A 20528-nucleotide genomic window follows, 5' to 3' on the forward strand; every position below is an offset into this window, starting at 1 on the left:
TGTTCCATACGTTAGAATTCGCCCCCGAAAAAATCAATATTGCTTTTGAGGTAAGAGCGACCATGCAGCGTAGCGATTCCAGTGTTCGCGGCCTGCCGGCCATGCCGGAAGGCGCCGTGCTGTTCGGCGATTACCGGCTGGTGCCGTCGGAACGCGCGCTGCTGTTCCGCGGCCATCCGGTGCGCCTCAGCGGGCGTGCTTTCGACCTGCTGCTGGCGCTGGTAGACCAGGCCGGCGCGGTGGTCGGCAAGGACGAGCTGATCGCCCGGGTATGGCCGCGCACCTTCGTTGAGGAAGGCAACCTGCGGGTGCATATCGGCGCCTTGCGCAAGGCCCTGGGGGGCGACGCCCACAGCTATGTGGAAAACGTGGTGGGCCGGGGCTACAGCTTTGTGGCGCCGGTGCGCCATGTGCCGCACCCTGAACCGGCGCCGGAACCGGCGCCGCCGCCCGCCCAGTTGCCCGCCGCGCGCGCGCGCGTGATCGGGCGCGACGATGTACTGGACTGGCTCGCCACCCAGCTGCCCGAACACCGCCTGGTGACGATTGTGGGCCCGGGCGGCATGGGCAAGACCACCATTGCGGGCGCCGTCGCAAACCGGCTTGTGCCAACGTTTTCCGGCCATGTGGACTTTGCCGACCTGGCGCCGCTGGCCGATGCGCGCCTGCTGCCCAGCGCCATCGCGCTGTCGCTCGGCCGGCCCGCCGGTTCGAACGAGTCGCTGGATACGCTGATCGGCGCGCTGAAGAACCGGCATGGTCTGCTGGTGCTGGACAGCTGCGAGCACCTGATCGATGCCGTGGCTGGCCTTGCGGAGCGCATCCTGCGCGAAACCAGCGGCATCTACATCCTCGCCACCAGCCGCGAGCCGCTGCGTGCGGAAGGCGAATGGGTGCACCGCCTGCAGCCGCTGGCGGTGCCGGCCAGCGCCGGCGAAGGCCTGAGCCTGGACCAGCTGACCGCCTGTCCGGCCGTGCAGCTGTTCGTGGAACGCGCCACGGCGGCATTGGGCAGCTTTGTGCTCGATGCCGGCAATGCGGGCGCCGTGGTCGATATCTGCCGCCGCCTGGACGGCATTCCGCTGGCGATCGAGCTGGCCGCGGGACGCGCCGAATTCTTCGGCGTGCAGGGCCTGGCGGCGCGGCTGGAAGACTGCTTCGCCGTGCTGACGCGCGGCCGCCGTACCGCACTGCCGCGCCACCAGACCCTGCGCGCCACGCTGGACTGGAGTTTCGACATGCTGTCGCCCGAAGACCAGGCCATGCTGTGCCGCCTGTCGATCTTCCGCGGCAGCTTCACGCTGGATGCCGCGGCGGAGGTGGCGCATGCGGGCGCCATCGAGCGCGCCGATGTGTTCGAGAGCATCGCCAATCTTGCTGCCAAATCGCTGGTGGGCGTGGACTCGGGCAATGAGCTGGTGCATTACCGCCTGCTGGATACCACGCGCGCCTACGCGATGGAGAAGCTGCGCGCGGGCAGCGAAGCGCGCGGGGTGGCGCGGCGCTATGCGCGCTATTACTGCGCCCTGATGGCAAGCGCGGAGGCGGATTGGGAAGTGCTGAACCCCACCGAATGGCAGGCGCGCTACGGCCGCTGCATCGACCATGTGCGCGCGGCGCTGGACTGGGCCTTCGGCCCGGACGGCGAACTGGCTACGGGGCTGGAACTGACCGCCGTATCGGCTGCGCTCTGGTACCAGCTGTCGCTGATGGAGGAATATCGCCAGCGGCTCGATCTGGCGCTGGCGCGCAGCGCCGATACCATCGACCTGGCGCCGCCGCTGGCCATGCGCCTGCATCTCGCGCTGGGCCATACCTTGCTCCATGTCGGCAATATGCATGATATCGACGAGCGCTCGCGCAATTTCGAGCGCGCACTGGAGCTGGCGGAACAACTGGGCGACAACGATACGGCGGTGCGCGCCCTGTGGGGCTGCTTTACCGACGCGCTGTTCCGCGGCGAGTACCGCAAGGCGCATTTCCTGACCGGACGTTTCGGCGAACTGGCACAGGGCGGCGGCGACATGCTGCAGCTGGCATGGCGGCGCATGCAGGCGCGCGCCATGCACTACCTGGGCGACCAGCATGCGGCGCGCGCGCATGTGGATGTGCTGATGGCGCATCCCCTGAGCGGGCGGCGGCGGCCGCGCGTCAACGGCTTCCAGTTCGACCAGCGCGTGTCATCGCTGGCGGTGCAGGGCCGGGTGTTATGGATGCAGGGCAGTCCCGACAAGGCCCTGGAGGTGGCGCGGCAGGCCGTGGCGGAAGGGCTGGAGCTCGACCACAGCGTGTCGCTGTGCTTCGCCCTGCTGCTGGCCTGCCCGGTGGCCCTGTGGACCGGCGAGCTGGCGGCAGCGGGCGAGTACAGCGCGCTGATGCTGGAGCGTTCGCGCCAGGGATCGCTGCCCCTGTGGCAGTTCTGGGCGCGCGCCTTCGATGCGGCGATCCAGCTGCATACGGGCGGCGGGGGCGATGGCGGCGCCGGCTTCAGCGCGCTGGAACGCAGCCCCTTCTGCAGCGGCATGCACGTGGACATGCTGGCCACCCTGCACGGCGCCATGCTCACGCCGCGTGCCATCGCCCGCGCCGACGAGGGCCTTGCGGGATGGAGCATGGCGGAGATCCTGCGCTGCTGGGGCGAGGAGGTGCTGCAGGTGGGATCCTTCACGCAGGCCGAGACGCTGTTCCGCCGCGCGCTGGCGGTGGCAAGGGAGCAGGGCGCACGCGCCTGGGAACTGCGCGCAGCCTGCAGCCTGGCGCGCCTGGCCATCGGCAATGGCGGCGCACCGGCGCGGCAGGAGGCCCGGCACACGCTGGCGGAGGTCTATGGCTTCTTCACGGAAGGCCGGCAGACGTACGACCTGCGCACCGCGGCGGCCTTGCTGAAAGCGCTGGCCTGATCAGGCGCCCTGCTGGTCCGCGAAGAAGGCGGAGGGCGTGCTGCCGAAGGTCTTGCGGAACATGGCCGTGAAAGCGGACTGGCTGGCATAGCCCAGCTGCTGCGCCACCTGCCACAGGGGCATGCCGCGCGCGATCATGGGCGCCGCATGCGCCAGCCGCACCTGCTGCCGCCACTGGCCGAAGGTCATGCCCAGCTCCTTCTCGAACAGCCGTGCCAGCGTGCGTTCCGACGCGCCCACTTCGCGCGACCAGTGCTCCAGCGTTTGCGTGGCGCCGGGGCTCCCGATCAGCGCCTCGCACAGCGACTTGAGGCGCTTATCCTGCGGCAGCGGCACCCGGATCGGCCGCGTCGGCGCGCGCGCCAGTTCATCCAGCACCAGTTCGCCGATCAGCGCGGCGCGCTGCGGCGCCAGCTGCGGGTCGCCCATCGCCGCAATCAGCTCGCGCAGCAGCCCGCTCACTTCCACCACGCGGCACTTCTCGCCGTTGAAGGGTTCGCGCTCCGCATGAATGCGCAGCGGCGACAGGTAAGCCGGTTCCAGCATCGTCACCTCATGGTCGATGCCGGGCGCGATCCAGATTGCGCGCTGCGGCGGCACGATCCAGCTGCTGTTGTTCGCGTTTACGCGGATCACGCCATTGACCGCATAGGTGAGCTGGCCCCAGGGATGGCTGTGGGCGCCGATCGAGGTGTCCGCATCCAGGTTGCGTGCCGTGATGGTCACGGGCTGCTGGAGCGTGGGGCCGGGGCCGGGCATCGGGCGCAGGGTCTGCATGGCGGTTTCTCGATAAATGTTGTCCTTCTATCTTAAATCAGCCGCCGCCACTTTGCTTACACTGATTCTTTCTACAAGGATTTTTCCATGAGCTCTGACGACAACACCGTCCGGCAGGATGCCCGCGTGATCGGCCTGGTTGGCATCGCGCACGGCACCTCGCACTTCTATCACCTGATCCTGGCCGCGCTGATTCCCTGGCTGAAGCCGGCCTTCAATCTCAGCTACACCGAGCTGGGCATGCTGATGACGGTGTTCTTCGTGATTTCCGGCGCGGGCCAGGCCATGGCCGGTTTCGTGGTGGACCGCGTGGGAGCGCGCGCCGTGCTGTTCTTCGGCATGGCCATGCTGGGCGTATCGGCGCTGGTGCTGTCGGGCGCCGGCAGCTATGGCGCGCTGCTGGCGGGCGCGGTGCTGGCCGGCGTGGGCAATTCCATTTTCCATCCGGCCGACTACACGCTGCTGAACCAGCGCGTGTCGCGCCCCCGGCTGGCGCATGGTTTCTCGGTGCACGGCATCAGCGGCAATATCGGCTGGGCCGCGGCGCCACTGTTCCTCACTTCGATTGCTGCCGTCCAGGGCTGGCGCTCAGCGCTGCTTTGGGCTGCACTCATTCCGTTCAGCGTGCTGTTTGTATTGTGGCTGAACCGCCATGCGTTGCGTCCCGACCCCATCGTGCGCCATGCCGGCGCGGTGGAGCAGGGCGGCACGCTGGCTTTCCTGCGCCTGCCTTCGGTGTGGATGTGCTTCGCCTTTTTCCTGCTGACGGCGGTGGCGCTGGGCGGCATCCAGAGTTTCGCCTCGATCAGCCTGCAGTCGCTGTACGGCATCTCGCGGGAACTGGCCACCAGTTCCTATACGGCGTATATGCTGGCCTCGGCAGGCGGCATGCTGCTGGGCGGTTTCCTCGGCGCGGGCGCGCAGAAGCATGACCGCACCGTGGCGCTGGCCTTCGCTGCCGCGGCCCTGCTGGCGCTGGTGCTGGCGGCGGGCGCCGGCCCGGCGTGGATGGCATTGCCGCTGATGGGCCTGATCGGCTTCTGCTCCGGTATCGCCGGACCTTCGCGCGACCTGATGATACGCGCCGCTGCGCCGAAGGGCGCGACGGGCAGGGTCTACGGTGTGGTGTATTCCGGCCTGGACAGCGGCCTCGCCATCGGCCCGCTGCTGTTCGGCGCTGCCATGGATGCGGGCCATCCGAGCTGGGTATTCGCGGGCATCGCTTTCTTCCAGGCACTGGCCATTGCCACGGCGGTCGGGGTAGGCGGCAGCACGCGCTCCGCGCAGCTGCGCACCGCCTGAACAGGCCGATTTTTCATCTGGCGAGAACGTCATTTCGCATCCTGAAATGCGCACCATTTACTGCCGGGATTTTCCTTCCATTGCGAGAAATGTCGTTCCGTATCATGGAAAATACAATACAAGATATTGAAAAATAAGGAAAATATATTGCTCATATGTCTTATATAAGACTATTGTTGCACTGAACAATTTTGCCTAAGATGTTCTTAACGGACTTCACTTCCAACTAAGGAGAGCATCATGGCAACTCGTGAACAGCAAATCGCAGCACTGCAGCAAGACTGGGACACCAATCCTCGCTGGAAAGGCGTTACCCGTACTTATTCGGCGGAAGACGTGATCCGCCTGCGCGGCTCGGTGCAGATCGAACACACGCTGGCCAAGCGCGGCGCGGAAAAGCTGTGGGACCTGGTGAACAACGAGCCCTTCGTCAACGCGCTGGGCGCGCTGACCGGCAACCAGGCCATGCAGCAGGTCAAGGCCGGCCTGAAAGCCATTTACCTGTCCGGCTGGCAGGTGGCGGGCGATGCCAACCTGGCGGGCGAAATGTATCCCGACCAGTCGCTGTATCCGGCCAACTCGGTGCCGATGGTGGTCAAGCGCATCAACAACACCTTCCAGCGCGCCGACCAGATCCAGTGGTCCGAGGGCAAGGACGATATCGATTTCTTCGCTCCCATCGTGGCTGATGCGGAAGCAGGCTTCGGCGGCGTGCTGAATGCCTTCGAGCTGATGAAGTCCATGATCGAGGCGGGCGCCTCCGGCGTGCACTTCGAAGACCAGCTGGCTTCCGTGAAGAAGTGCGGCCACATGGGCGGCAAGGTGCTGGTGCCGACCCGCGAAGCGGTCGAGAAGCTGACCGCGGCGCGCCTGGCGGCCGATGTGATGGGCACCTCGACCCTGGTGATCGCCCGCACCGACGCGGAAGCGGCCGACCTGCTGACCTCCGATATCGACGACAACGACAAGGAATTCTGCACCGGCGAACGCACGGTGGAAGGCTTCTTCAAAGTGCGTCCCGGCATCGACCAGTCGATCTCGCGCGCGCTGGCCTATGCGCCGTATGCGGACCTGGTGTGGTGCGAGACCGGCAAGCCGGACCTGGCCTTCGCCAAGAAGTTCGCCGAAGCCGTGCATGCCAAATTCCCGGGCAAGATGCTGGCCTACAACTGCTCGCCGTCCTTCAACTGGAAGAAGAACCTGGACGATGCCACCATCGCCAAATTCCAGAAAGAGCTGGGCGCGATGGGCTACAAGTTCCAGTTCATTACGCTGGCCGGTTTCCATGCGCTGAACTACGGCATGTTCAACCTTGCCCACGGTTATGCGCGCCGCCAGATGTCGGCCTTCGTGGAACTGCAGGAAGCGGAATTCGCCGCGGCGGAAAAAGGCTTCACGGCCGTGAAGCACCAGCGTGAAGTGGGGACGGGTTATTTCGATGCGGTGACGCAGACCATCCAGCAGGGCCAGAGCTCGACCACCGCGCTGCATGGCTCGACCGAGGACGAGCAGTTCTTCGATAAAAAAGTGGCTTGAGGAAGATGGGCAGCCCCATCGGGGCTGCCCCGGCTGCGCTTATGGCTTCGGCACGTGGGCCGACAGGCGCTGCTGGTACTCGTCCAGGTCGCGGATGGTGCCCATGTCATCATCCACGTCCACCGTATGCAGCTGGTGGCCCGGTGCGAAGCTCACCGTCGCCTCCACGCCGTCTTTTTTCTCGGTCAGGGACTCGCCCTGCACCGCGCCGATGATGTTGCCGGCACGATCCGTCACAATGGTCATCTTCATGACATCCCCCCGCCTTGCAGATTGTGGAAGCAGCCACCCGCACCCTGGTTGTGGATGGCGACGAAGTAATTCGTGTTGCCGTTGTTGAGCTTTTGCTTGCGCTGCTGGTCGGCCAGGTGCACCGCGCCCAGGTTGGGCGTCTTCACATCCGCCGACGCGAACTGGGTGCCGTGATCGGCGCCGTAGGTGTAGCTCCAGAAGGCCGTCTGACCAGGCGCCAGGAAGGTCAGGGGACCAACGTTATTAAATGCCATGATGTCCTCCACGGAATGGGCCGCACGCCCGATTGTGCGCGGCTCAGCTATCCTGGCACATCCTGCCGGGCTCGCCTTTGATCCATGTCGATATGGGATAATGATGGCTCGATCAAGAAGAAGCCCCCTATGTTCAGTTACCGCCACGCCTTCCATGCCGGCAATCACGCCGACGTCCTCAAGCATTTCGTGCAGATGCAGGTGCTTCAATACCTGAACCAGAAAGACGTCGCCTATACCTATATCGATACGCACTCCGGCGCCGGCGTGTATGCGCTGGACAGCGCCCAGGCCACCAAGAATTCCGAGTTCGATACCGGCATCGGCCCGCTGTGGGAGCGCGACGACCTGCCGCCGGCGCTGGCCGAGTACGTGAACCTGGTGCGCGCCATGAACCCCAGCGGCAAGATGCGCTACTACCCCGGCTCGCCGTATGTGGCGGAGCAGGTGGCGCGCGAACAGGACCGCCTGCGCCTGTTCGAGCTGCACCCGGCCGACGCGCGGCTGCTGGATGAAAACTTCCGCAAGCTGGAACAGCACCAGGCCGCGCAAGGCCAGCGTCCGGCCACGCGCGGCAAGCGCGTCATCGTCAACAAGGCGGACGGCTTCCTCGGTGTGCGCGCCTTGCTGCCGCCGCCATCGCGCCGTGCGCTGGTGCTGTGCGATCCGCCGTATGAGGACAAGCAGGATTACAAGAAGGTGGTGGACATGCTGGCGGACTCGCTGAAGCGCTTCCCCACCGGCACCTATGCGATCTGGTATCCGGTGCTGCAGCGTATCGAGGCGCGCAACTTCGCGGAAAAGCTGAAGCGCCTGCCGGCCGCCAGCTGGCTGAACGTGACGCTGACCATCTCCACGCCCGGCCCCGACGGATTCGGCCTGCACAGCAGCGGCATGTTCCTGCTGAACCCGCCATATACGCTGGAGCCTGTGCTGAAGCAGGTAATGCCCTATCTTGTCAAGGTTTTGGGACGGGACAACGGTGCCAAATTTACACTGGAGAGTGGTGAAGTGACCACATCGAAGGCAACAGGCCATAGCAAATCATAAAGATATTGCTAAAAAACATGGGTAGGATTAGTCTTACAAGTATCTATTCGTAAGTGAGTCCCCGCCATGATGGTCGCCGACGCTGCGTTCAACGCACCAGGTTTTGTTAATCAATTCTTCCTGGCCCGCCAGCCCATCCTCAACCGCGAGCAGCGGCTGGTGGCGTACGAGCTGCTGTACCGCAGCGCGAACCATGCGCCGGGCGCCGAGTTCTCGGACGGGACCTCCGCTACCGCCTCGGTGATTGCGCATGCAAACGAGCTCGGCATGCAGCAGGTGGTGGGCGACCAGCTGGCCTTCGTCAATGTGGACGCGGCTGGCCTGATGAGCGATTTCATCGCCTTCCTGCCGCCCGGCAAAGTCATTCTCGAAGTGCTGGAAACGGTGGACCCGACGCCCGAAGTGGTGGCGCGCGTGGTGGAGCTGAAGGCACTCGGCTACAAATTTGCGCTGGACGACGTAGCAACCGATTGCGAAATCGTGGAGAAGCTGCAGTCCCTGGTGGACATCATCAAGGTGGACCTGAAGGCGATTCCGCCCGGCGAGCTGCCGGCGCTGACCGAATCGCTGAAAAGCCCGCACCGCAAGCTGCTGGCGGAGAAGGTCGAAACCCAGGAAGAATTCGAGGAATGCCTGAAGCTGGGCTACGAGTACTTCCAGGGCTATTACTTCGCCAAGCCCGCCGTCCTGAGCGGCAAGAAGATTTCGCCGTCGCAGATGGCCATCATCAAGCTGCTGGAGCTGCTGACGACGGAAGCGGAACAGCGCGATATCGAACAGCAGGTCAAGCAGGATCCGCTGATCTCGGTGAACCTGCTCAAGCTGGTCAACACCCCGGGCGTGGGCGCCAGCGTGCGCATCGACTCCGTCGGCCACGCCTTGCTGGTGCTGGGGCGCCGCCAGCTGCAGCGCTGGCTGCAGATCCTGCTGTATGCGCGCGGCTCCGAATTCGATTCGCCGCTGCTGCAGCTGGCGACTTCGCGCGGCAAGATGATGGAGCTGCTGATGCAGCGCCTGAATCCGCGCGACCGCGCCACGGCGGAAGTGGGCTTCACCATCGGCATCATGTCGCTGATGGACGCGCTGTTCTCCATCAAGATGGATGAATTGCTCGAATCGATCCATGTGCCGGAGGAAGTGAGCGAGGCGCTGCTGCACCGTAGCGGCACCTTCGGCGATGTGCTGATGCTGATCGAGCTGATCGAGATGGCGCGCGGCGGCGAAGAGCTGACCAGCCTGCTCGACAAGGTGGGCATCGAGCTGCCGGAGCTCTACGAGACCCAGCTCAATGCCTACGAGTGGGTGAACGGCGTTTCAAGCAGCCAGTAAGAGGAACACCGTCGGCTTCTTGTGGAAGTCCGGCGCCTTGCCCGCATCCAGCAGGCCTTTCCATTGCGCGCCCGTGCGCGTGCCGATCGTTTCCGAAGGCAGGCTGATATCGGTCGCCACGCAGATCAGCGTGGACGGCGCGCAGCCTGCCACCAGCGCTTCCAGCATGGCGGCATTGCGGTAAGGCGTTTCGATAAAGAGCTGGGTCTGCTTTTCCTTGCGTGAGCGTTCTTCCAGCTCCTTCAGGCGTTTGGCGCGCGCCGCCGCATCGGTGGGCAGGTAGCCGTTGAAGGCAAAGCTCTGGCCATTGAGGCCGCTTGCCATCACCGCCATCAGCAGCGAGGATGGCCCGACCAGCGGGCGCACCGCAATGCCTTCCTTATGGCACAGGCGCACCAGGTCGGCGCCCGGATCGGCCACCGCGGGCACGCCCGCTTCGGACAGCAGGCCCACATCATGGCCCGCCTTCAGCGGCGCCAGCAGGCCGGCCAGCGCATCGGCCTTCGTATTCACGTTCAGCTCCGCAATCGCGATTTCCTGCATCGGCTTGCTCAGCGGGTGCGTGCCGCCCACCAGCTTGAGGAAGGCGCGCGCCGTCTTGGCATTCTCGGCCACGAAGTGATCGAGTTGGGCGGTCAGCGCCTGCACATGGTCGGGAATGACATGGTTCAGCGATGCGGTTTCGCCGAGGGTGTTCGGGATCAGGAAGAGGGTGCCGGGCATGGTTATACGTTAAAGAATTGAATGCCGGCCTTGCGCAGCATGCCGGTCAGGGCAATCAGGGGCAGGCCGGTGAGGGCGGTGGGATCGCTGGAATCGATGCGTTCGAGGATGGCGATGCCGAGCGCCTCGTTCTTCGCGCTGCCCGCACAATCGTAAGGCTGCTCGATGCGCAGGTAGGCATCCAGTTCGGCATCGGGCAGGTCGCGGAACTTCACCACCGTTTGAATGTCTTCCACTTGATGGCTGCCGTCGCGGCCATCCCACAGGCAGAGCGCGGTATGGAACACGACTTCGCGGCCGCGCATCAGCTGCAGCTGGGCCAGCGCATTGGCGTGGCTGCCGGGCTTGCCGATCTGCAGATGGTCCAGTGTGGCGACCTGGTCGGAGCCGATCACCAGGCTGCCGGGATGGCGGCCGGCCACGGCGGCCGCCTTTTCGCGGGCCAGGCGCAGGGCGGTGGCGGACGGGCTTTCGCCGGGCAGGGGGCTTTCGTCGATGTCCGGTACGTCGGCCGTGAAGGGGAGTTGCAATCGTGACAGCAGTTCACGCCGGTAGGCGGAGCTGGAAGCGAGGATCAGTGCGGGATTCGGCATTTTTGTTCTGGATAGGCGACAGGATTTGCGCTATGCTCTCTGCGCCGTCGGTTTTGCGCGAAAAAACGCGCAAGTCTTTGACGCGGCGGTGAAAATCCTGTTATTATCGCAGGTTTTCGAGGGAAAATTTAGCCAATGAATGCTTTTGTGATCGACGCTTTCGAGTTCTGTCGGACCAACAGCAAGCGCGACGGCGTAACGCCGGTGGCTGAAATGGAACGTCTGGCGAAGGACTGCGCCGACGACGGCGGCGATGTGCGCTGGACGGCGGAGGGCGGTACCAGCAAGCAGGGCTACCCGCAGATGCGTTTGGGCGTCGCCGGTACCGTGCACCTGAACTGCCAGCGCTGCCTGACCCCGTTTGCATATGAAATGGATTCGTCCACGCTGCTGATGCTGGGCGAGAGCGATGCCGAAGCCGATGAGATTGAAGAGCTCATCGATGATGAATCGATCGATGTGATCGTCGGCACCCGCTCCATGAACCTGATGGATTTGATTGAAGACGAGGCATTGCTGGCCCTGCCGCAATCGCCGCGCCACGAGGTGTGCCCGGATACGGCGCTGCTCGACAAGCTCAAGACTGAGAAGCCGAGCCCGTTCGCGGCGCTCAAGGACCTCAAAAAGTAAGAATTGCAGTCGTAAGGAACGTGTCAAAACGCGTGTAGTCGATCGAGTATTGGCATTTGTAGTAAGGCAGTAACGTCGGTTGGACCATCGGGTAAAAATATTTGCCCCAGGGATACTCGATCTGCATCGTTTTGCCGATCGGATGTGTTAAAATTTTAGAACTTAAGTTTAAGTATTAGGAGTCATCATGGCAGTTCAGCAGAACAAAAAATCCCCTTCGAAGCGCGGTATGCACCGTTCGCACGACTTCCTGGTTGCTCCGCAACTGGCAGTCGAGCCAACCACCGGTGAAACCCACCTGCGTCACCACATCAGCCCTAACGGCTTCTACCGTGGTCGCAAAGTGCTGAAGACCAAGAACGACGAGTAATCGACGTTTTTTGTTGGGCCCAAGACTAAAGCGGTGCGACGCAGTGCATGCTGACGTGGCGCCGCTTTTTCTTTTATGAACTCCCCAGCAACTGACGCCGCGTCAGCATTGCTCTTTGCCCCGCAATGACAATCAAAATCTCTATCGACTGTATGGGCGGCGACCACGGCCCCTCAGTTACCATTCCCGCTGCAGTTTCCTTCCTCAAACGCGATCCCAATGCCGAGCTGATCCTGGTTGGCCTGGAGGATGCCGTGCGTGCCGAGCTGAAGAAGCTGGGCGCCGACAACCACCCGCGCATCACCGTGCACCACGCCTCCGAGCAGGTGACGATGGACGATCCGCTGGAAGTGGCGCTGCGCCGTAAAAAAGATTCCTCGATGCGCGTGGCGATCGAGCTGGTGAAGGACGGCAAGGCCTCGGCCTGCGTCTCCGCCGGCAATACGGCCGCCCTGATGGCCGTCTCGCGCTACGTGCTGAAAACCATGGCGGGCGTGGACCGTCCCGCCATCTGCTCCATCCTGCCGAACCAGAAGGATGGCCCGACCTATGTGATGGACCTGGGCGCCAATGTGGACTGCGAACCGCACCACCTGCACCAGTTCGCCATCATGGGTTCCGTGCTGGTGCACGCGATGGAGGGCATCGAACGCCCGACCATCGGCCTGCTGAACGTGGGTACGGAAGACATCAAGGGCAACGAGGTCGTCAAGCTGACCTCCAAGCTGCTGCAGGCCGACCACGAGCGTGGCGCCCTGAATTTCTACGGCAATGTGGAAGGCAACGACATCTTCAAGGGCACCACCGACATCGTCGTATGCGATGGCTTCGTCGGCAATGTCACGCTGAAGGCGGTGGAAGGCCTGGCGCGTTTCGTGAAAATGGTGCTGACCACCGAGTTCAAACGCAACCCGATTACCATGTTGGGCGCGCTGATTGCGAACTCTGCGCTGCGCCGCATCTCTAACCGTCTGAATCCTTCACGCTATAACGGCGCCAGCCTGCTGGGCCTGCGTGGCCTCGTGTTCAAGAGCCACGGCGGCGCCGATGCGGAAGCGTTCAGCTGGGCCATCCGGCGCGCGCACGATGCGGCCAGCCAGGACGTGCTGCAGCAGCTGTCGGCGATGATCGCCGAGCTGATGCCGCGCGAAACCCCACAAGAACCTGTTGCAACGAACATCGGGTGAGACATGTATAGCAAAATCATCGGTACAGGCAGCTACCTGCCTGAGCGGCGCGTCACCAACCAGGATCTGACGGACCAGCTCGCTGCCAAGGGCATCGAGACCTCGGATGAATGGATCTCCTCGCGCAGTGGCATTTCGGCGCGCCATTATGCGGCGCCGGAACAGAATTCCTCCGACCTGGGCGTGATTGCTGCCCAGCGCGCGCTGGACATGGCGGGCCTGAAGGCGGACGATATCGACCTCGTCATCGTGGCCAGCTCCACGCCGGACTTCTTCGGCAGCTTCCCCAGCACGGCCTGCGTGGTGCAGCGCAAGCTGGGCATCAGCAACGGCGGCGCGGCGCTGGACGTGCAGGCTGTGTGCAGCGGCTTCGTGTATGCGATGGCCACGGCGGACAGCTTCATCAAGTCCGGCATGCACAAGAAGGCGCTGGTGATCGGCTCCGAAGTGTTCTCGCGCATCCTGAATTTCGAAGACCGCACCACCTGCGTGCTGTTCGGCGATGGCGCCGGCGCCGTGGTGATGGAAGCATCGGAAGAGCCGGGCGTGCTGGCGTGCAAGCTGCATGCGGACGGCCGCCATGGCGATATCCTGAACCTGCCGGGCAGCCTGTCGGGCGGCGCGGTGGAGGGCAATGCCTTCCTGTACATGGACGGCCAGGCGGTGTTCAAGCTGGCGGTCAACGTGCTGGAGAAGGTGGCCAATGAGGCGCTGGAACAGGCGGGCATGACGTCGGACCAGATCGACTGGCTGATTCCGCACCAGGCCAATATCCGCATCATGAACGGCACGGCCAAAAAGCTGGGCCTGCCGCCGGAAAAAATGGTGGTGACGGTGGACCAGCACGGCAATACCTCCGCCGCCTCGATCCCGCTGGCGCTGGACCAGGCGGTGCGCGACGGCCGCGTGAAAAAAGGCCAGACCGTGATGATGGAAGGCGTGGGCGGCGGCTTCACCTGGGGCGCGGTGCTGGCCAGGATGTGATTTCCGGGCCTTGCGAAAATCCAAGGCCCTGTCATCTGAGCCGTGTAAAATCGCACATCTTTAGAATTAGTAGTCTAAAAGAACAGAACTATGAGCAAATTTGCATTCGTTTTTCCCGGCCAGGGTTCCCAGGCCGTCGCCATGATGGAAGGCTTTGCCGGCAACCCGGTCGTGGCCCAGACCATCGCCGAAGCCTCCGACGCGCTGCAGTTCGATATCGGCAAGCTGATGGCCGAAGGTCCGAAGGAAGAACTGGACCTGACCACCAATACCCAGCCGGTGATGCTGACCGCCGCCGTCGCCGCCTACCGTGCCTGGATCGCCGCCGGCGGCCCGGTGCCGTCCGTGGTGGCGGGCCACAGCCTGGGTGAATACTCGGCCCTGGTCGCGGCCGGTGTGATCGATTTCAAGGACGCCGTGCCCATGGTGCGTTTCCGCGCCCAGGCCATGCAGGAAGCCGTGCCCGTGGGGCAGGGCACCATGGCCGTGGTGCTGGGCCTGTCCGACGACGACGTGCGCGCGGCCTGCGCCGAAGCCGTTGCCGCCGACCCGTCGCAAGTGGTGGAGCCGGTCAACTTCAACGCCCCCGTCCAGGTGGTGATCGCCGGCCATACCGCCGCCGTGGAAAAAGCCTGCGAATTCGCCAAGGCCAAGGGCGCCAAGCGCGCCATGCGCCTGCCGGTATCGGCCCCGTTCCACAGTTCGCTGCTCAAGCCGGCTTCGGACCGCCTGCGCGACTACCTGGCCAATATCGAGTTCAAGGCGCCGCAGATTGCATTGATCAATAACGTGGACGTGGCCGTCGTCAACGACCCGGCCGGCATCAAGGATGCGCTGGTGCGCCAGGCGGCCCGTCCGGTACGCTGGGTGGAAACCATGCAGAAGGTGGCCGCCGACGGCATCAGCAATGTGATCGAATGCGGTCCGGGCAAGGTGCTGATGGGCCTGACCAAGCGTATCGATGCTTCGCTGGTGGGCGACGCCATCACCGACCAGGCTTCGCTGGAACGCCTGCTGGCTTCCCTGAAATAACAGAAGGAGAACGAATGAGTCTGTCCAAACAAGTTGCACTGGTGACTGGCGCCTCGCGCGGCATCGGCAAGGCCATCGCGCAGGAACTGGCGCGCCAGGGTGCGATCGTGATCGGCACCGCCACCACCGAAGCGGGGGCGGAAGCCATTTCCGCCTACCTGGCGGAAATCGGCGCCGAAGCGTGCAAAGGCATGGTGCTGAACGTGACCGACGCCGAACGCTGTGCCGCGGTCATCGATGAAATCGGCAAGGCCTACGGTGCGGTCGGCATCCTGGTCAACAACGCGGGCATCACCCAGGATAACCTGGCCATGCGCATGAAAGATGAAGAGTGGGATAGCGTCATTTCCACCAACCTGACGGCCGTGGGCCGCCTGTCGCGCGCGGTCCTGCGCGGCATGATGAAAGCGAAAACTGGGCGTATTATTAACATCACTTCGGTGGTGGCGTCTTCCGGCAATCCCGGCCAGATGAACTACGCGGCGGCCAAGGCCGGCGTGGAGGGCATGAGCCGCGCGCTGGCGCGCGAGATCGGCAGCCGCAACATCACCGTCAACAGCGTTGCCCCCGGTTTCATCGATACGGACATGACCAAGGTGCTGGGCGAAGACCAGCACGCAGCCCTGCTGACCCAGATTCCGCTGGGCCGCCTGGGCAAGCCAGAAGACATCGCCGCCGCGGTCGCTTTCCTCGCGTCCCCGGCTGCGGCATACATCACCGGCACCACGCTGCACGTGAACGGTGGCATGTATATGAATTGATGAGGCCGCGCGGCAAGATGGCTGCGCGATCCCGTCTTTTAGCAGTGAATTCGGTTCAGCTAGGTGCAAAAGCCGAAATTAGTTTTTCAGTGCGCAAACCTGATAAAATGCGCGCTTTCCGTAACATACACATAATGGAGCTATAACATGTCGGATATCGAACAACGCGTTAAGAAAATCGTCGCTGAGCAACTGGGCGTCGCTGAAGCGGACATCAAGAACGAATCGTCCTTCGTTGACGACCTGGGCGCCGATTCTCTGGACACCGTTGAACTGGTGATGGCACTGGAAGACGAGTTCGAAATGGAAATCCCTGACGAGCAGGCTGAGAAGATCACCACCGTGCAGCAAGCCATCGACTACGCTACCAACCACGTCAAGGCCTAAGTTTCAGCAGCACCCGATCGACTCCAGGAGATTCGCTTGAGTTCCAAAAACCGTCGTGTAGTGGTTACCGGCCTCGGCTGCGTATCCCCGGTCGGCAATACGATTGCCGAAGCGTGGAGCGCGGTTACCGAGGGTAAGTCCGGTATCGCCAATATCACCAAGTTTGATGCAACGCCGTTCTCGACCCGTTTCGCGGGCGAGGTCAAAGGCTTCAACGTCGAGGACTACCTCGACGCCAAGGAAGCCCGCCATATGGATACCTTCATCCACTTCGGCATGGCGGCAGGCATTCAGGCGATCCAGGATTCCGGTCTGGTCGTCACCGAAGAGAACGCCGACCGTATCGGCGTGATCATCGGCTCCGGCATCGGCGGCCTGCCGATGATCGAAGAGCAGAAGGAAGACTACGACAAGCGCGGTCCGCGCCGTATCTCCCCGTTCTTCGTCCCGGCCTCGATCATTAACATGATCTCCGGCAACCTCTCGATCAAGTACGGCATGCGCGGCCCCAACCTGGCCATCGTCACCGCCTGCACCACCGGCCTGCACAGCATCGGCGCGGCGGCCCGCCTGATCGAGTACGGCGATGCCGACATCATGATTGCCGGCGGCGCGGAATCGACCGTGTCGCCGCTGGGTCTGGGCGGTTTCGCCTCGGCCCGCGCGCTGTCCACCCGCAACGATGACCCCGCTACCGCGTCCCGTCCATGGGACAAGGACCGCGACGGCTTCGTGCTGGGCGAGGGCGCCGGCGTCATGGTGCTGGAAGAATACGAACACGCGAAAGCGCGCGGCGCCAAGATCTACGCGGAGCTGCTCGGTTTCGGCATGAGCGCGGACGCCTACCACATGACGTCGCCGCTCGAAGACGGCAGCGGCGGCAGCAAGTCGGCCCAGGCTGCGATCAGGAACGCGGGCATCAACCCGGACCAGATCAACTACGTCAACGCGCACGGCACCTCCACGCCGCTGGGCGACGTGGCCGAAGTGGTGGGCATCAAGCGCACCTTCGGCGACCACGCGACGTCGAAGAATATGGTGGTGTCCTCGACCAAGTCGATGACCGGCCACCTGCTGGGCGGCGCGGGCGGCCTGGAAGCCGTGTTCACGGTGCTGGCCCTGCATCACCAGGTGGTGCCGCCAACCATCAACCTGATGAACCAGGACCCGGCCTGCGATCTGGATTTCTGCGCCAACACCGCGCGCAATATGCAGATCAACTATGCCCTGAAGAACTCCTTCGGCTTCGGCGGCACGAACGGCAGCCTCGTCTTCGGAAAAGTTTGAACTTTCTGAGCTCACTCCGGTCATACCGGAGTGAGCGTTAAGCCCGGCCCCTGGCTGGCGCTCCTGTAATACCCCTCCAACCTTTGATGTCAGCGCGCGCAATGTCGATTGCGGTGAGCGTGTTCGTCCGTCCTTCGCGCCTGCTGCGGCTGCTGCAGGGCGGCTTCTGCCTGTCGCTGGCGCTGATGGCCGCTGCGCTGCCCTGGTGGCAGGGGACGCCGCTCGCGGTGGCGGCGCTGGCCGCGCTATGGGCCGCCGTGTATCCGGGAAAGCCCGCGCACATTGATATTTCTGGTGTCGGGCGGATCCGGCTGACGGTATACCGGAAGCAAGGGCTGGACGTGCGCCTGCTGCCGGGCTCGACCTTCTGGCCGCAGCTGATGCTGCTGCGCCTGCGGCCCGAATCAGGACGGACCCGGTGGCTGCTGGTGCTGCCGGATAGTGTGGCGGCGCCGCAGTTTCGCCGCCTGGCGCTCGCTTTGCGGGCGATTGCCGCGCGCGGCTGAAAAAAAAGCCGCCGGCCCATGAACCAATTGCAGCGGACAAACTCTATAACAGGGTAGCGTCCCGAGGACACCGGTGTGACGACAGACCGTGAAGGCGATCAGCTACTTGTCGAGCGCGTCCAGGCGGGCGAGCGGCAGGCATTCGACCTGCTGGTGTCGAAATACCAGCGGCGCCTGATGCGCCTTGTCTCCCGCATCGTGCATGACCCGGCCGAAGCGGAAGACGTGGTGCAGGAGACCTTTATCAAGGCCTTCCGCGCCCTGCGCCATTTCCGTGGCGATGCCGCCTTCTACACCTGGCTGTACCGCATCGGCATCAACACGGCCAAGAATTTCCTTGTGAACCAGGGGCGGCGTCCGGCGACGTCGAGCGAGCCGGACATGGACCAGGCGGGGCAGGGCGAAGGCGAGGCTTTGCGCGATATCAATACACCGGAGTCCATGTTGGCAAGCAAGCAGATCGCACAGACGGTCAACGAGGCAATGGACGCCTTGCCGCTCGACCTGCGCACGGCCATCGTGCTGCGCGAGATCGAGGGACTGAGCTACGAGGAGATTTCGGCCATCATGGGCTGCCCCATCGGTACCGTGCGCAGCCGGATTTTCCGGGCCCGTGAAGTCATTGCGGAGAAATTGCGGCCTTTATTGGATATGCCGGTTGACAAGCGCTGGTAAGCGTCTGACACTAAAGGATCAGTCTGGTGTAATTTTTGGTGACATACGGCAATGAACAGCTCCCACCATCTGCAGCAGAACATTTCGGCCATGCTGGACGGCGAATTGCCGGCCAGCGAGACCGAGCTGACCCTGGCCGCGCTCGCCATGCCGGAAGGGCAGGCCGCCTGGCACACTTACCAGCTGATCGGCGATATACTGCGCGCCGACCAGGCGGGGGCCGAGCTGACGCCCGATTTCAGTGCCCGGCTGGCGGCGCGCCTGGCGCAGGAAGTGGCGCCCGCTGCGCCTGCTGAAACCGCCCCCTTGAGCCGCCACGCACCCGCCGCAACATAGCGCTACAAATTCCCTCTTGAAATTCCTCGTGGCTTGCAACATCTTGTGCGTGCTGCAACGCTGCTTTTCGCTTACCATGTGGCGGAGCTTCGCGCTTGCGCCAAGCGACCCTGACTTACCCTGGATAAAACCTACTATTCGATATGAAAACTCAATTTTCTGCTGGTAGTAAAACCATGTCGGCGCTGATGCTCAGCGCAGGTGTTCTGTTCGCGCCGGCGCTGCTGGGCGCGGCCCCGGCCGCTATTGCCGCCCCGGCGGCCGTGGCCGGACTGCCGGACTTTGCCGATATCGTGGACCGTGTCGGCCCCGCTGTGGTCAACATTCGCACCACCGAACGCCTCAAGATGCGCGAGCAGCCTGATGAAGACGAAATGCAGGAATTCTTCCGCCGCTTCTTTGGCGGCCAGATGCCGCGTGGGCAGGCGCCGCGCAGCCAGCGCCGCCAGGCGCCGCAACAGCAGCCGGAACGCGAAGTGCAGCGCGGCGTCGGCTCCGGGTTCATCATTTCGGCCGACGGCTATGTGCTGACCAATGCCCATGTGGTGGCCGGGGCAGACGAGGTCTATGTCACCCTGACCGACAAACGCGAGTTCAAGGCCAAGGTGCTGGGCTCGGATGTGAGCACGGACGTGGCGGTGCTGAAGATCGACGGCGCCAGGCTGCCCTACCTGACGATAGGCGACTCCAACAAGATCCGCCCGGGCGAATGGGTGCTGGCCATTGGCTCGCCCTTCAACCTGGAAAACACCGTAACGGCCGGTATCATCTCGGCCAAGTCGCGCGATACCGGCGAATACCTGCCGCTGATCCAGAGCGACGTGGCCGTCAACCCGGGCAACTCCGGCGGCCCGCTGCTGAATATGCGCGGCGAAGTCATCGGCATCAACTCGCAGATCGCGACCCTGTCCGGCGGTTATAACGGCATTTCCTTTGCCGTGCCGATTGACGAGGCCATGCGCGTGGCCGACCAGCTCAAGAAGAGCGGCAAGGTCTCGCGCGGCCGCATCGGCATCTCGCTGAACGAAGTGAGCCGCGAAGTGGCGGAAACGCTGGGCCTGAAAGGCGCGCGCGGCGCCGAAGTGGCCATGGTGGAGGATGACGGTCCGGCCGCCAAGGCCGGCCTGAAAGCGGGCGACATCATCGTCAAGTTCGGCGGTACCGAAATCGTCAAGTCGAACGACCTGCCGCGCATCGTGGGCAACACCACGCCGGGCACCAAGACCACGGTGACGGTATTCCGTTCCGGCGCCATGGTGGACCTGCCGATTACCGTGGTTGAACGCGAAGGCGACCAGCCAACGCGTGGCGGCAAGCCGACGCCGAAAAAACCGAAACCGGAAGCCACCGCGAATGCGCTGGGCTTCAAGGTCAGCGACCTGACGGCGGCCCAGAAGAAAGACCTGGGCATTGCTGGCGGCGTGATGGTGGACGCGACCGAAGGCAGCGCCGCCGGTGCAGGCCTGCGCGAAGGCGACATCGTTCTCGCAATCAACAACACGGCGATTGTGAGCGCCAGCCAGTTCAACAGTCTGGTCGCCAAGCTCGACCGCAGCAGGCCGGCCGTCGTGCTGGTCCGCCGCGACGACGTCACCACCCACATCCTGCTCCGTCCGGCCCCGGCCAAGGAAAAGGACGCCAAGTAACTGACACCATG

The 20528-nt window shown here is 63.7% G+C and carries 22 protein-coding genes; 17 read left to right on the forward strand and 5 right to left on the reverse strand.

Annotated features, from left to right (window positions below):
• Positions 1 to 62: 62 nt before the first annotated feature.
• The gene (locus ACJRPG_RS14380; protein WP_408000772.1) at positions 63 to 2900 is read left to right on the forward strand and encodes an ATP-binding protein; all 2838 of its coding nucleotides are present in this window, start codon (positions 63 to 65) and stop codon (positions 2898 to 2900) included.
• On the opposite strand, the gene ACJRPG_RS14385 is transcribed toward ACJRPG_RS14380, so the two are convergent.
• Positions 2901 to 3677: an AraC family transcriptional regulator gene (locus ACJRPG_RS14385; RefSeq protein WP_408000773.1), complete on the reverse strand. Its 777-nt coding sequence runs from the start codon at positions 3675 to 3677 to the stop codon at positions 2901 to 2903.
• A gap of 87 nt (positions 3678 to 3764) precedes the next feature.
• On the opposite strand from ACJRPG_RS14385, the gene ACJRPG_RS14390 reads away from it, so the two are divergent.
• Complete coding sequence (locus ACJRPG_RS14390; RefSeq protein ID WP_408000774.1) at positions 3765 to 4979, forward strand: MFS transporter; 1215 nt, start codon at positions 3765 to 3767, stop codon at positions 4977 to 4979.
• A 240-nt stretch (positions 4980 to 5219) separates the two neighbouring features.
• Entirely contained in the window at positions 5220 to 6515 is a 1296-nt protein-coding gene (aceA, locus tag ACJRPG_RS14395; protein WP_408000775.1) for an isocitrate lyase, read from the forward strand.
• Positions 6516 to 6554: 39 nt separating this feature from the next.
• On the opposite strand, the gene ACJRPG_RS14400 is transcribed toward aceA, so the two are convergent.
• Positions 6555 to 6767 carry a hypothetical protein gene (locus tag ACJRPG_RS14400; protein ID WP_408000776.1) on the reverse strand — a complete coding sequence of 71 codons (213 nt, stop codon included), beginning with the start codon at positions 6765 to 6767 and terminating at the stop codon, positions 6555 to 6557.
• The gene (locus ACJRPG_RS14405; protein WP_408000777.1) at positions 6764 to 7021 is read right to left on the reverse strand and encodes a hypothetical protein; all 258 of its coding nucleotides are present in this window, start codon (positions 7019 to 7021) and stop codon (positions 6764 to 6766) included. Before ACJRPG_RS14405 ends, ACJRPG_RS14400 begins: the two co-directional genes overlap by 4 nt.
• A gap of 129 nt (positions 7022 to 7150) precedes the next feature.
• On the opposite strand from ACJRPG_RS14405, the gene ACJRPG_RS14410 reads away from it, so the two are divergent.
• Positions 7151 to 8071 (forward strand): 23S rRNA (adenine(2030)-N(6))-methyltransferase RlmJ, encoded by a 921-nt coding sequence (locus tag ACJRPG_RS14410; RefSeq protein WP_408000778.1) that lies wholly within the window; start codon positions 7151 to 7153, stop codon positions 8069 to 8071.
• A gap of 66 nt (positions 8072 to 8137) precedes the next feature.
• Complete coding sequence (locus ACJRPG_RS14415; protein ID WP_408000779.1) at positions 8138 to 9400, forward strand: EAL and HDOD domain-containing protein; 1263 nt, start codon at positions 8138 to 8140, stop codon at positions 9398 to 9400.
• Here the strand turns inward: ACJRPG_RS14415 and ACJRPG_RS14420 are convergent.
• Positions 9386 to 10123: an SAM-dependent methyltransferase gene (locus ACJRPG_RS14420; RefSeq protein WP_408000780.1), complete on the reverse strand. Its 738-nt coding sequence runs from the start codon at positions 10121 to 10123 to the stop codon at positions 9386 to 9388. The two genes, ACJRPG_RS14415 and ACJRPG_RS14420, sit on opposite strands and share 15 nt — an antisense overlap.
• A 2-nt stretch (positions 10124 to 10125) precedes the next feature.
• Positions 10126 to 10716: a Maf-like protein gene (locus tag ACJRPG_RS14425; RefSeq protein WP_408000781.1), complete on the reverse strand. Its 591-nt coding sequence runs from the start codon at positions 10714 to 10716 to the stop codon at positions 10126 to 10128.
• Between the two features lie 135 nt (positions 10717 to 10851).
• Here ACJRPG_RS14425 and ACJRPG_RS14430 point away from each other — a divergent pair, with 135 nt between their 5' ends.
• From ACJRPG_RS14430 to ACJRPG_RS14485, 12 genes are all read left to right on the forward strand, one after another.
• On the forward strand, positions 10852 to 11346 hold the full coding sequence (locus tag ACJRPG_RS14430; RefSeq protein ID WP_408000782.1) for a YceD family protein: 495 nt from the start codon (positions 10852 to 10854) through the stop codon (positions 11344 to 11346).
• A gap of 187 nt (positions 11347 to 11533) precedes the next feature.
• The gene (rpmF, locus tag ACJRPG_RS14435) at positions 11534 to 11716 is read left to right on the forward strand and encodes a 50S ribosomal protein L32 (protein ID WP_231765507.1); all 183 of its coding nucleotides are present in this window, start codon (positions 11534 to 11536) and stop codon (positions 11714 to 11716) included.
• A 125-nt stretch (positions 11717 to 11841) separates the two neighbouring features.
• Entirely contained in the window at positions 11842 to 12903 is a 1062-nt protein-coding gene (gene plsX, locus ACJRPG_RS14440) for a phosphate acyltransferase PlsX (protein ID WP_408000783.1), read from the forward strand.
• A 3-nt stretch (positions 12904 to 12906) separates the two neighbouring features.
• Positions 12907 to 13887, forward strand: a complete 981-nt coding sequence (locus ACJRPG_RS14445) for a beta-ketoacyl-ACP synthase III (protein ID WP_408000784.1) — start codon at positions 12907 to 12909, stop codon at positions 13885 to 13887.
• A 90-nt stretch (positions 13888 to 13977) separates the two neighbouring features.
• Entirely contained in the window at positions 13978 to 14919 is a 942-nt protein-coding gene (gene fabD, locus ACJRPG_RS14450; protein WP_408000785.1) for an ACP S-malonyltransferase, read from the forward strand.
• 14 nt (positions 14920 to 14933) lie between these two features.
• Positions 14934 to 15680, forward strand: a complete 747-nt coding sequence (gene fabG / locus ACJRPG_RS14455) for a 3-oxoacyl-ACP reductase FabG (RefSeq protein WP_408000786.1) — start codon at positions 14934 to 14936, stop codon at positions 15678 to 15680.
• Positions 15681 to 15827: 147 nt separating this feature from the next.
• Complete coding sequence (gene acpP, locus ACJRPG_RS14460) at positions 15828 to 16067, forward strand: acyl carrier protein (RefSeq protein ID WP_130188465.1); 240 nt, start codon at positions 15828 to 15830, stop codon at positions 16065 to 16067.
• Between the two features lie 36 nt (positions 16068 to 16103).
• Positions 16104 to 17354 carry a beta-ketoacyl-ACP synthase II gene (gene fabF, locus ACJRPG_RS14465; RefSeq protein ID WP_408000787.1) on the forward strand — a complete coding sequence of 417 codons (1251 nt, stop codon included), beginning with the start codon at positions 16104 to 16106 and terminating at the stop codon, positions 17352 to 17354.
• Positions 17355 to 17440: 86 nt separating this feature from the next.
• A complete protein-coding gene (locus ACJRPG_RS14470; protein ID WP_408000788.1) occupies positions 17441 to 17860 on the forward strand; it encodes a protein YgfX in 420 nt (139 codons plus the stop codon).
• Between the two features lie 75 nt (positions 17861 to 17935).
• Complete coding sequence (gene rpoE / locus ACJRPG_RS14475) at positions 17936 to 18535, forward strand: RNA polymerase sigma factor RpoE (RefSeq protein ID WP_408000789.1); 600 nt, start codon at positions 17936 to 17938, stop codon at positions 18533 to 18535.
• A 51-nt stretch (positions 18536 to 18586) separates the two neighbouring features.
• Complete coding sequence (locus tag ACJRPG_RS14480) at positions 18587 to 18871, forward strand: sigma-E factor negative regulatory protein (RefSeq protein WP_408000790.1); 285 nt, start codon at positions 18587 to 18589, stop codon at positions 18869 to 18871.
• A gap of 176 nt (positions 18872 to 19047) precedes the next feature.
• Entirely contained in the window at positions 19048 to 20517 is a 1470-nt protein-coding gene (locus tag ACJRPG_RS14485; RefSeq protein WP_408000791.1) for a Do family serine endopeptidase, read from the forward strand.
• The last annotated feature ends 11 nt before the right edge of the window (positions 20518 to 20528 follow it).

Origin of the sequence: Pseudoduganella rhizocola (assembly GCF_045984285.3) — a bacterium.
GTDB lineage: Bacteria > Pseudomonadota > Gammaproteobacteria > Burkholderiales > Burkholderiaceae_D > Rugamonas.

Excerpts from the sequence above, each read along its gene's own strand:
- fabG (WP_408000786.1), top strand. The coding sequence starts at position 14,934 with ATGAGTCTGTCCAAACAAGTTGCACTGGTGACTGGCGCCTCGCGCGGC.
- ACJRPG_RS14390 (WP_408000774.1), top strand. The coding sequence starts at position 3,765 with ATGAGCTCTGACGACAACACCGTCCGGCAGGATGCCCGCGTGATCGGC.
- ACJRPG_RS14445 (WP_408000784.1), top strand. The coding sequence starts at position 12,907 with ATGTATAGCAAAATCATCGGTACAGGCAGCTACCTGCCTGAGCGGCGC.
- ACJRPG_RS14415 (WP_408000779.1), top strand. The coding sequence starts at position 8,138 with ATGATGGTCGCCGACGCTGCGTTCAACGCACCAGGTTTTGTTAATCAA.
- ACJRPG_RS14480 (WP_408000790.1), top strand. The coding sequence starts at position 18,587 with ATGAACAGCTCCCACCATCTGCAGCAGAACATTTCGGCCATGCTGGAC.
- ACJRPG_RS14385 (WP_408000773.1), bottom strand. The coding sequence starts at position 3,677 with ATGCAGACCCTGCGCCCGATGCCCGGCCCCGGCCCCACGCTCCAGCAG.
- ACJRPG_RS14425 (WP_408000781.1), bottom strand. The coding sequence starts at position 10,716 with ATGCCGAATCCCGCACTGATCCTCGCTTCCAGCTCCGCCTACCGGCGT.
- ACJRPG_RS14410 (WP_408000778.1), top strand. The coding sequence starts at position 7,151 with ATGTTCAGTTACCGCCACGCCTTCCATGCCGGCAATCACGCCGACGTC.
- ACJRPG_RS14470 (WP_408000788.1), top strand. The coding sequence starts at position 17,441 with ATGTCAGCGCGCGCAATGTCGATTGCGGTGAGCGTGTTCGTCCGTCCT.
- plsX (WP_408000783.1), top strand. The coding sequence starts at position 11,842 with ATGACAATCAAAATCTCTATCGACTGTATGGGCGGCGACCACGGCCCC.
- acpP (WP_130188465.1), top strand. The coding sequence starts at position 15,828 with ATGTCGGATATCGAACAACGCGTTAAGAAAATCGTCGCTGAGCAACTG.
- ACJRPG_RS14420 (WP_408000780.1), bottom strand. The coding sequence starts at position 10,123 with ATGCCCGGCACCCTCTTCCTGATCCCGAACACCCTCGGCGAAACCGCA.
- ACJRPG_RS14405 (WP_408000777.1), bottom strand. The coding sequence starts at position 7,021 with ATGGCATTTAATAACGTTGGTCCCCTGACCTTCCTGGCGCCTGGTCAG.
- ACJRPG_RS14430 (WP_408000782.1), top strand. The coding sequence starts at position 10,852 with ATGAATGCTTTTGTGATCGACGCTTTCGAGTTCTGTCGGACCAACAGC.
- fabD (WP_408000785.1), top strand. The coding sequence starts at position 13,978 with ATGAGCAAATTTGCATTCGTTTTTCCCGGCCAGGGTTCCCAGGCCGTC.
- rpmF (WP_231765507.1), top strand. The coding sequence starts at position 11,534 with ATGGCAGTTCAGCAGAACAAAAAATCCCCTTCGAAGCGCGGTATGCAC.
- ACJRPG_RS14400 (WP_408000776.1), bottom strand. The coding sequence starts at position 6,767 with ATGAAGATGACCATTGTGACGGATCGTGCCGGCAACATCATCGGCGCG.
- ACJRPG_RS14485 (WP_408000791.1), top strand. The coding sequence starts at position 19,048 with ATGTCGGCGCTGATGCTCAGCGCAGGTGTTCTGTTCGCGCCGGCGCTG.
- aceA (WP_408000775.1), top strand. The coding sequence starts at position 5,220 with ATGGCAACTCGTGAACAGCAAATCGCAGCACTGCAGCAAGACTGGGAC.
- ACJRPG_RS14380 (WP_408000772.1), top strand. The coding sequence starts at position 63 with ATGCAGCGTAGCGATTCCAGTGTTCGCGGCCTGCCGGCCATGCCGGAA.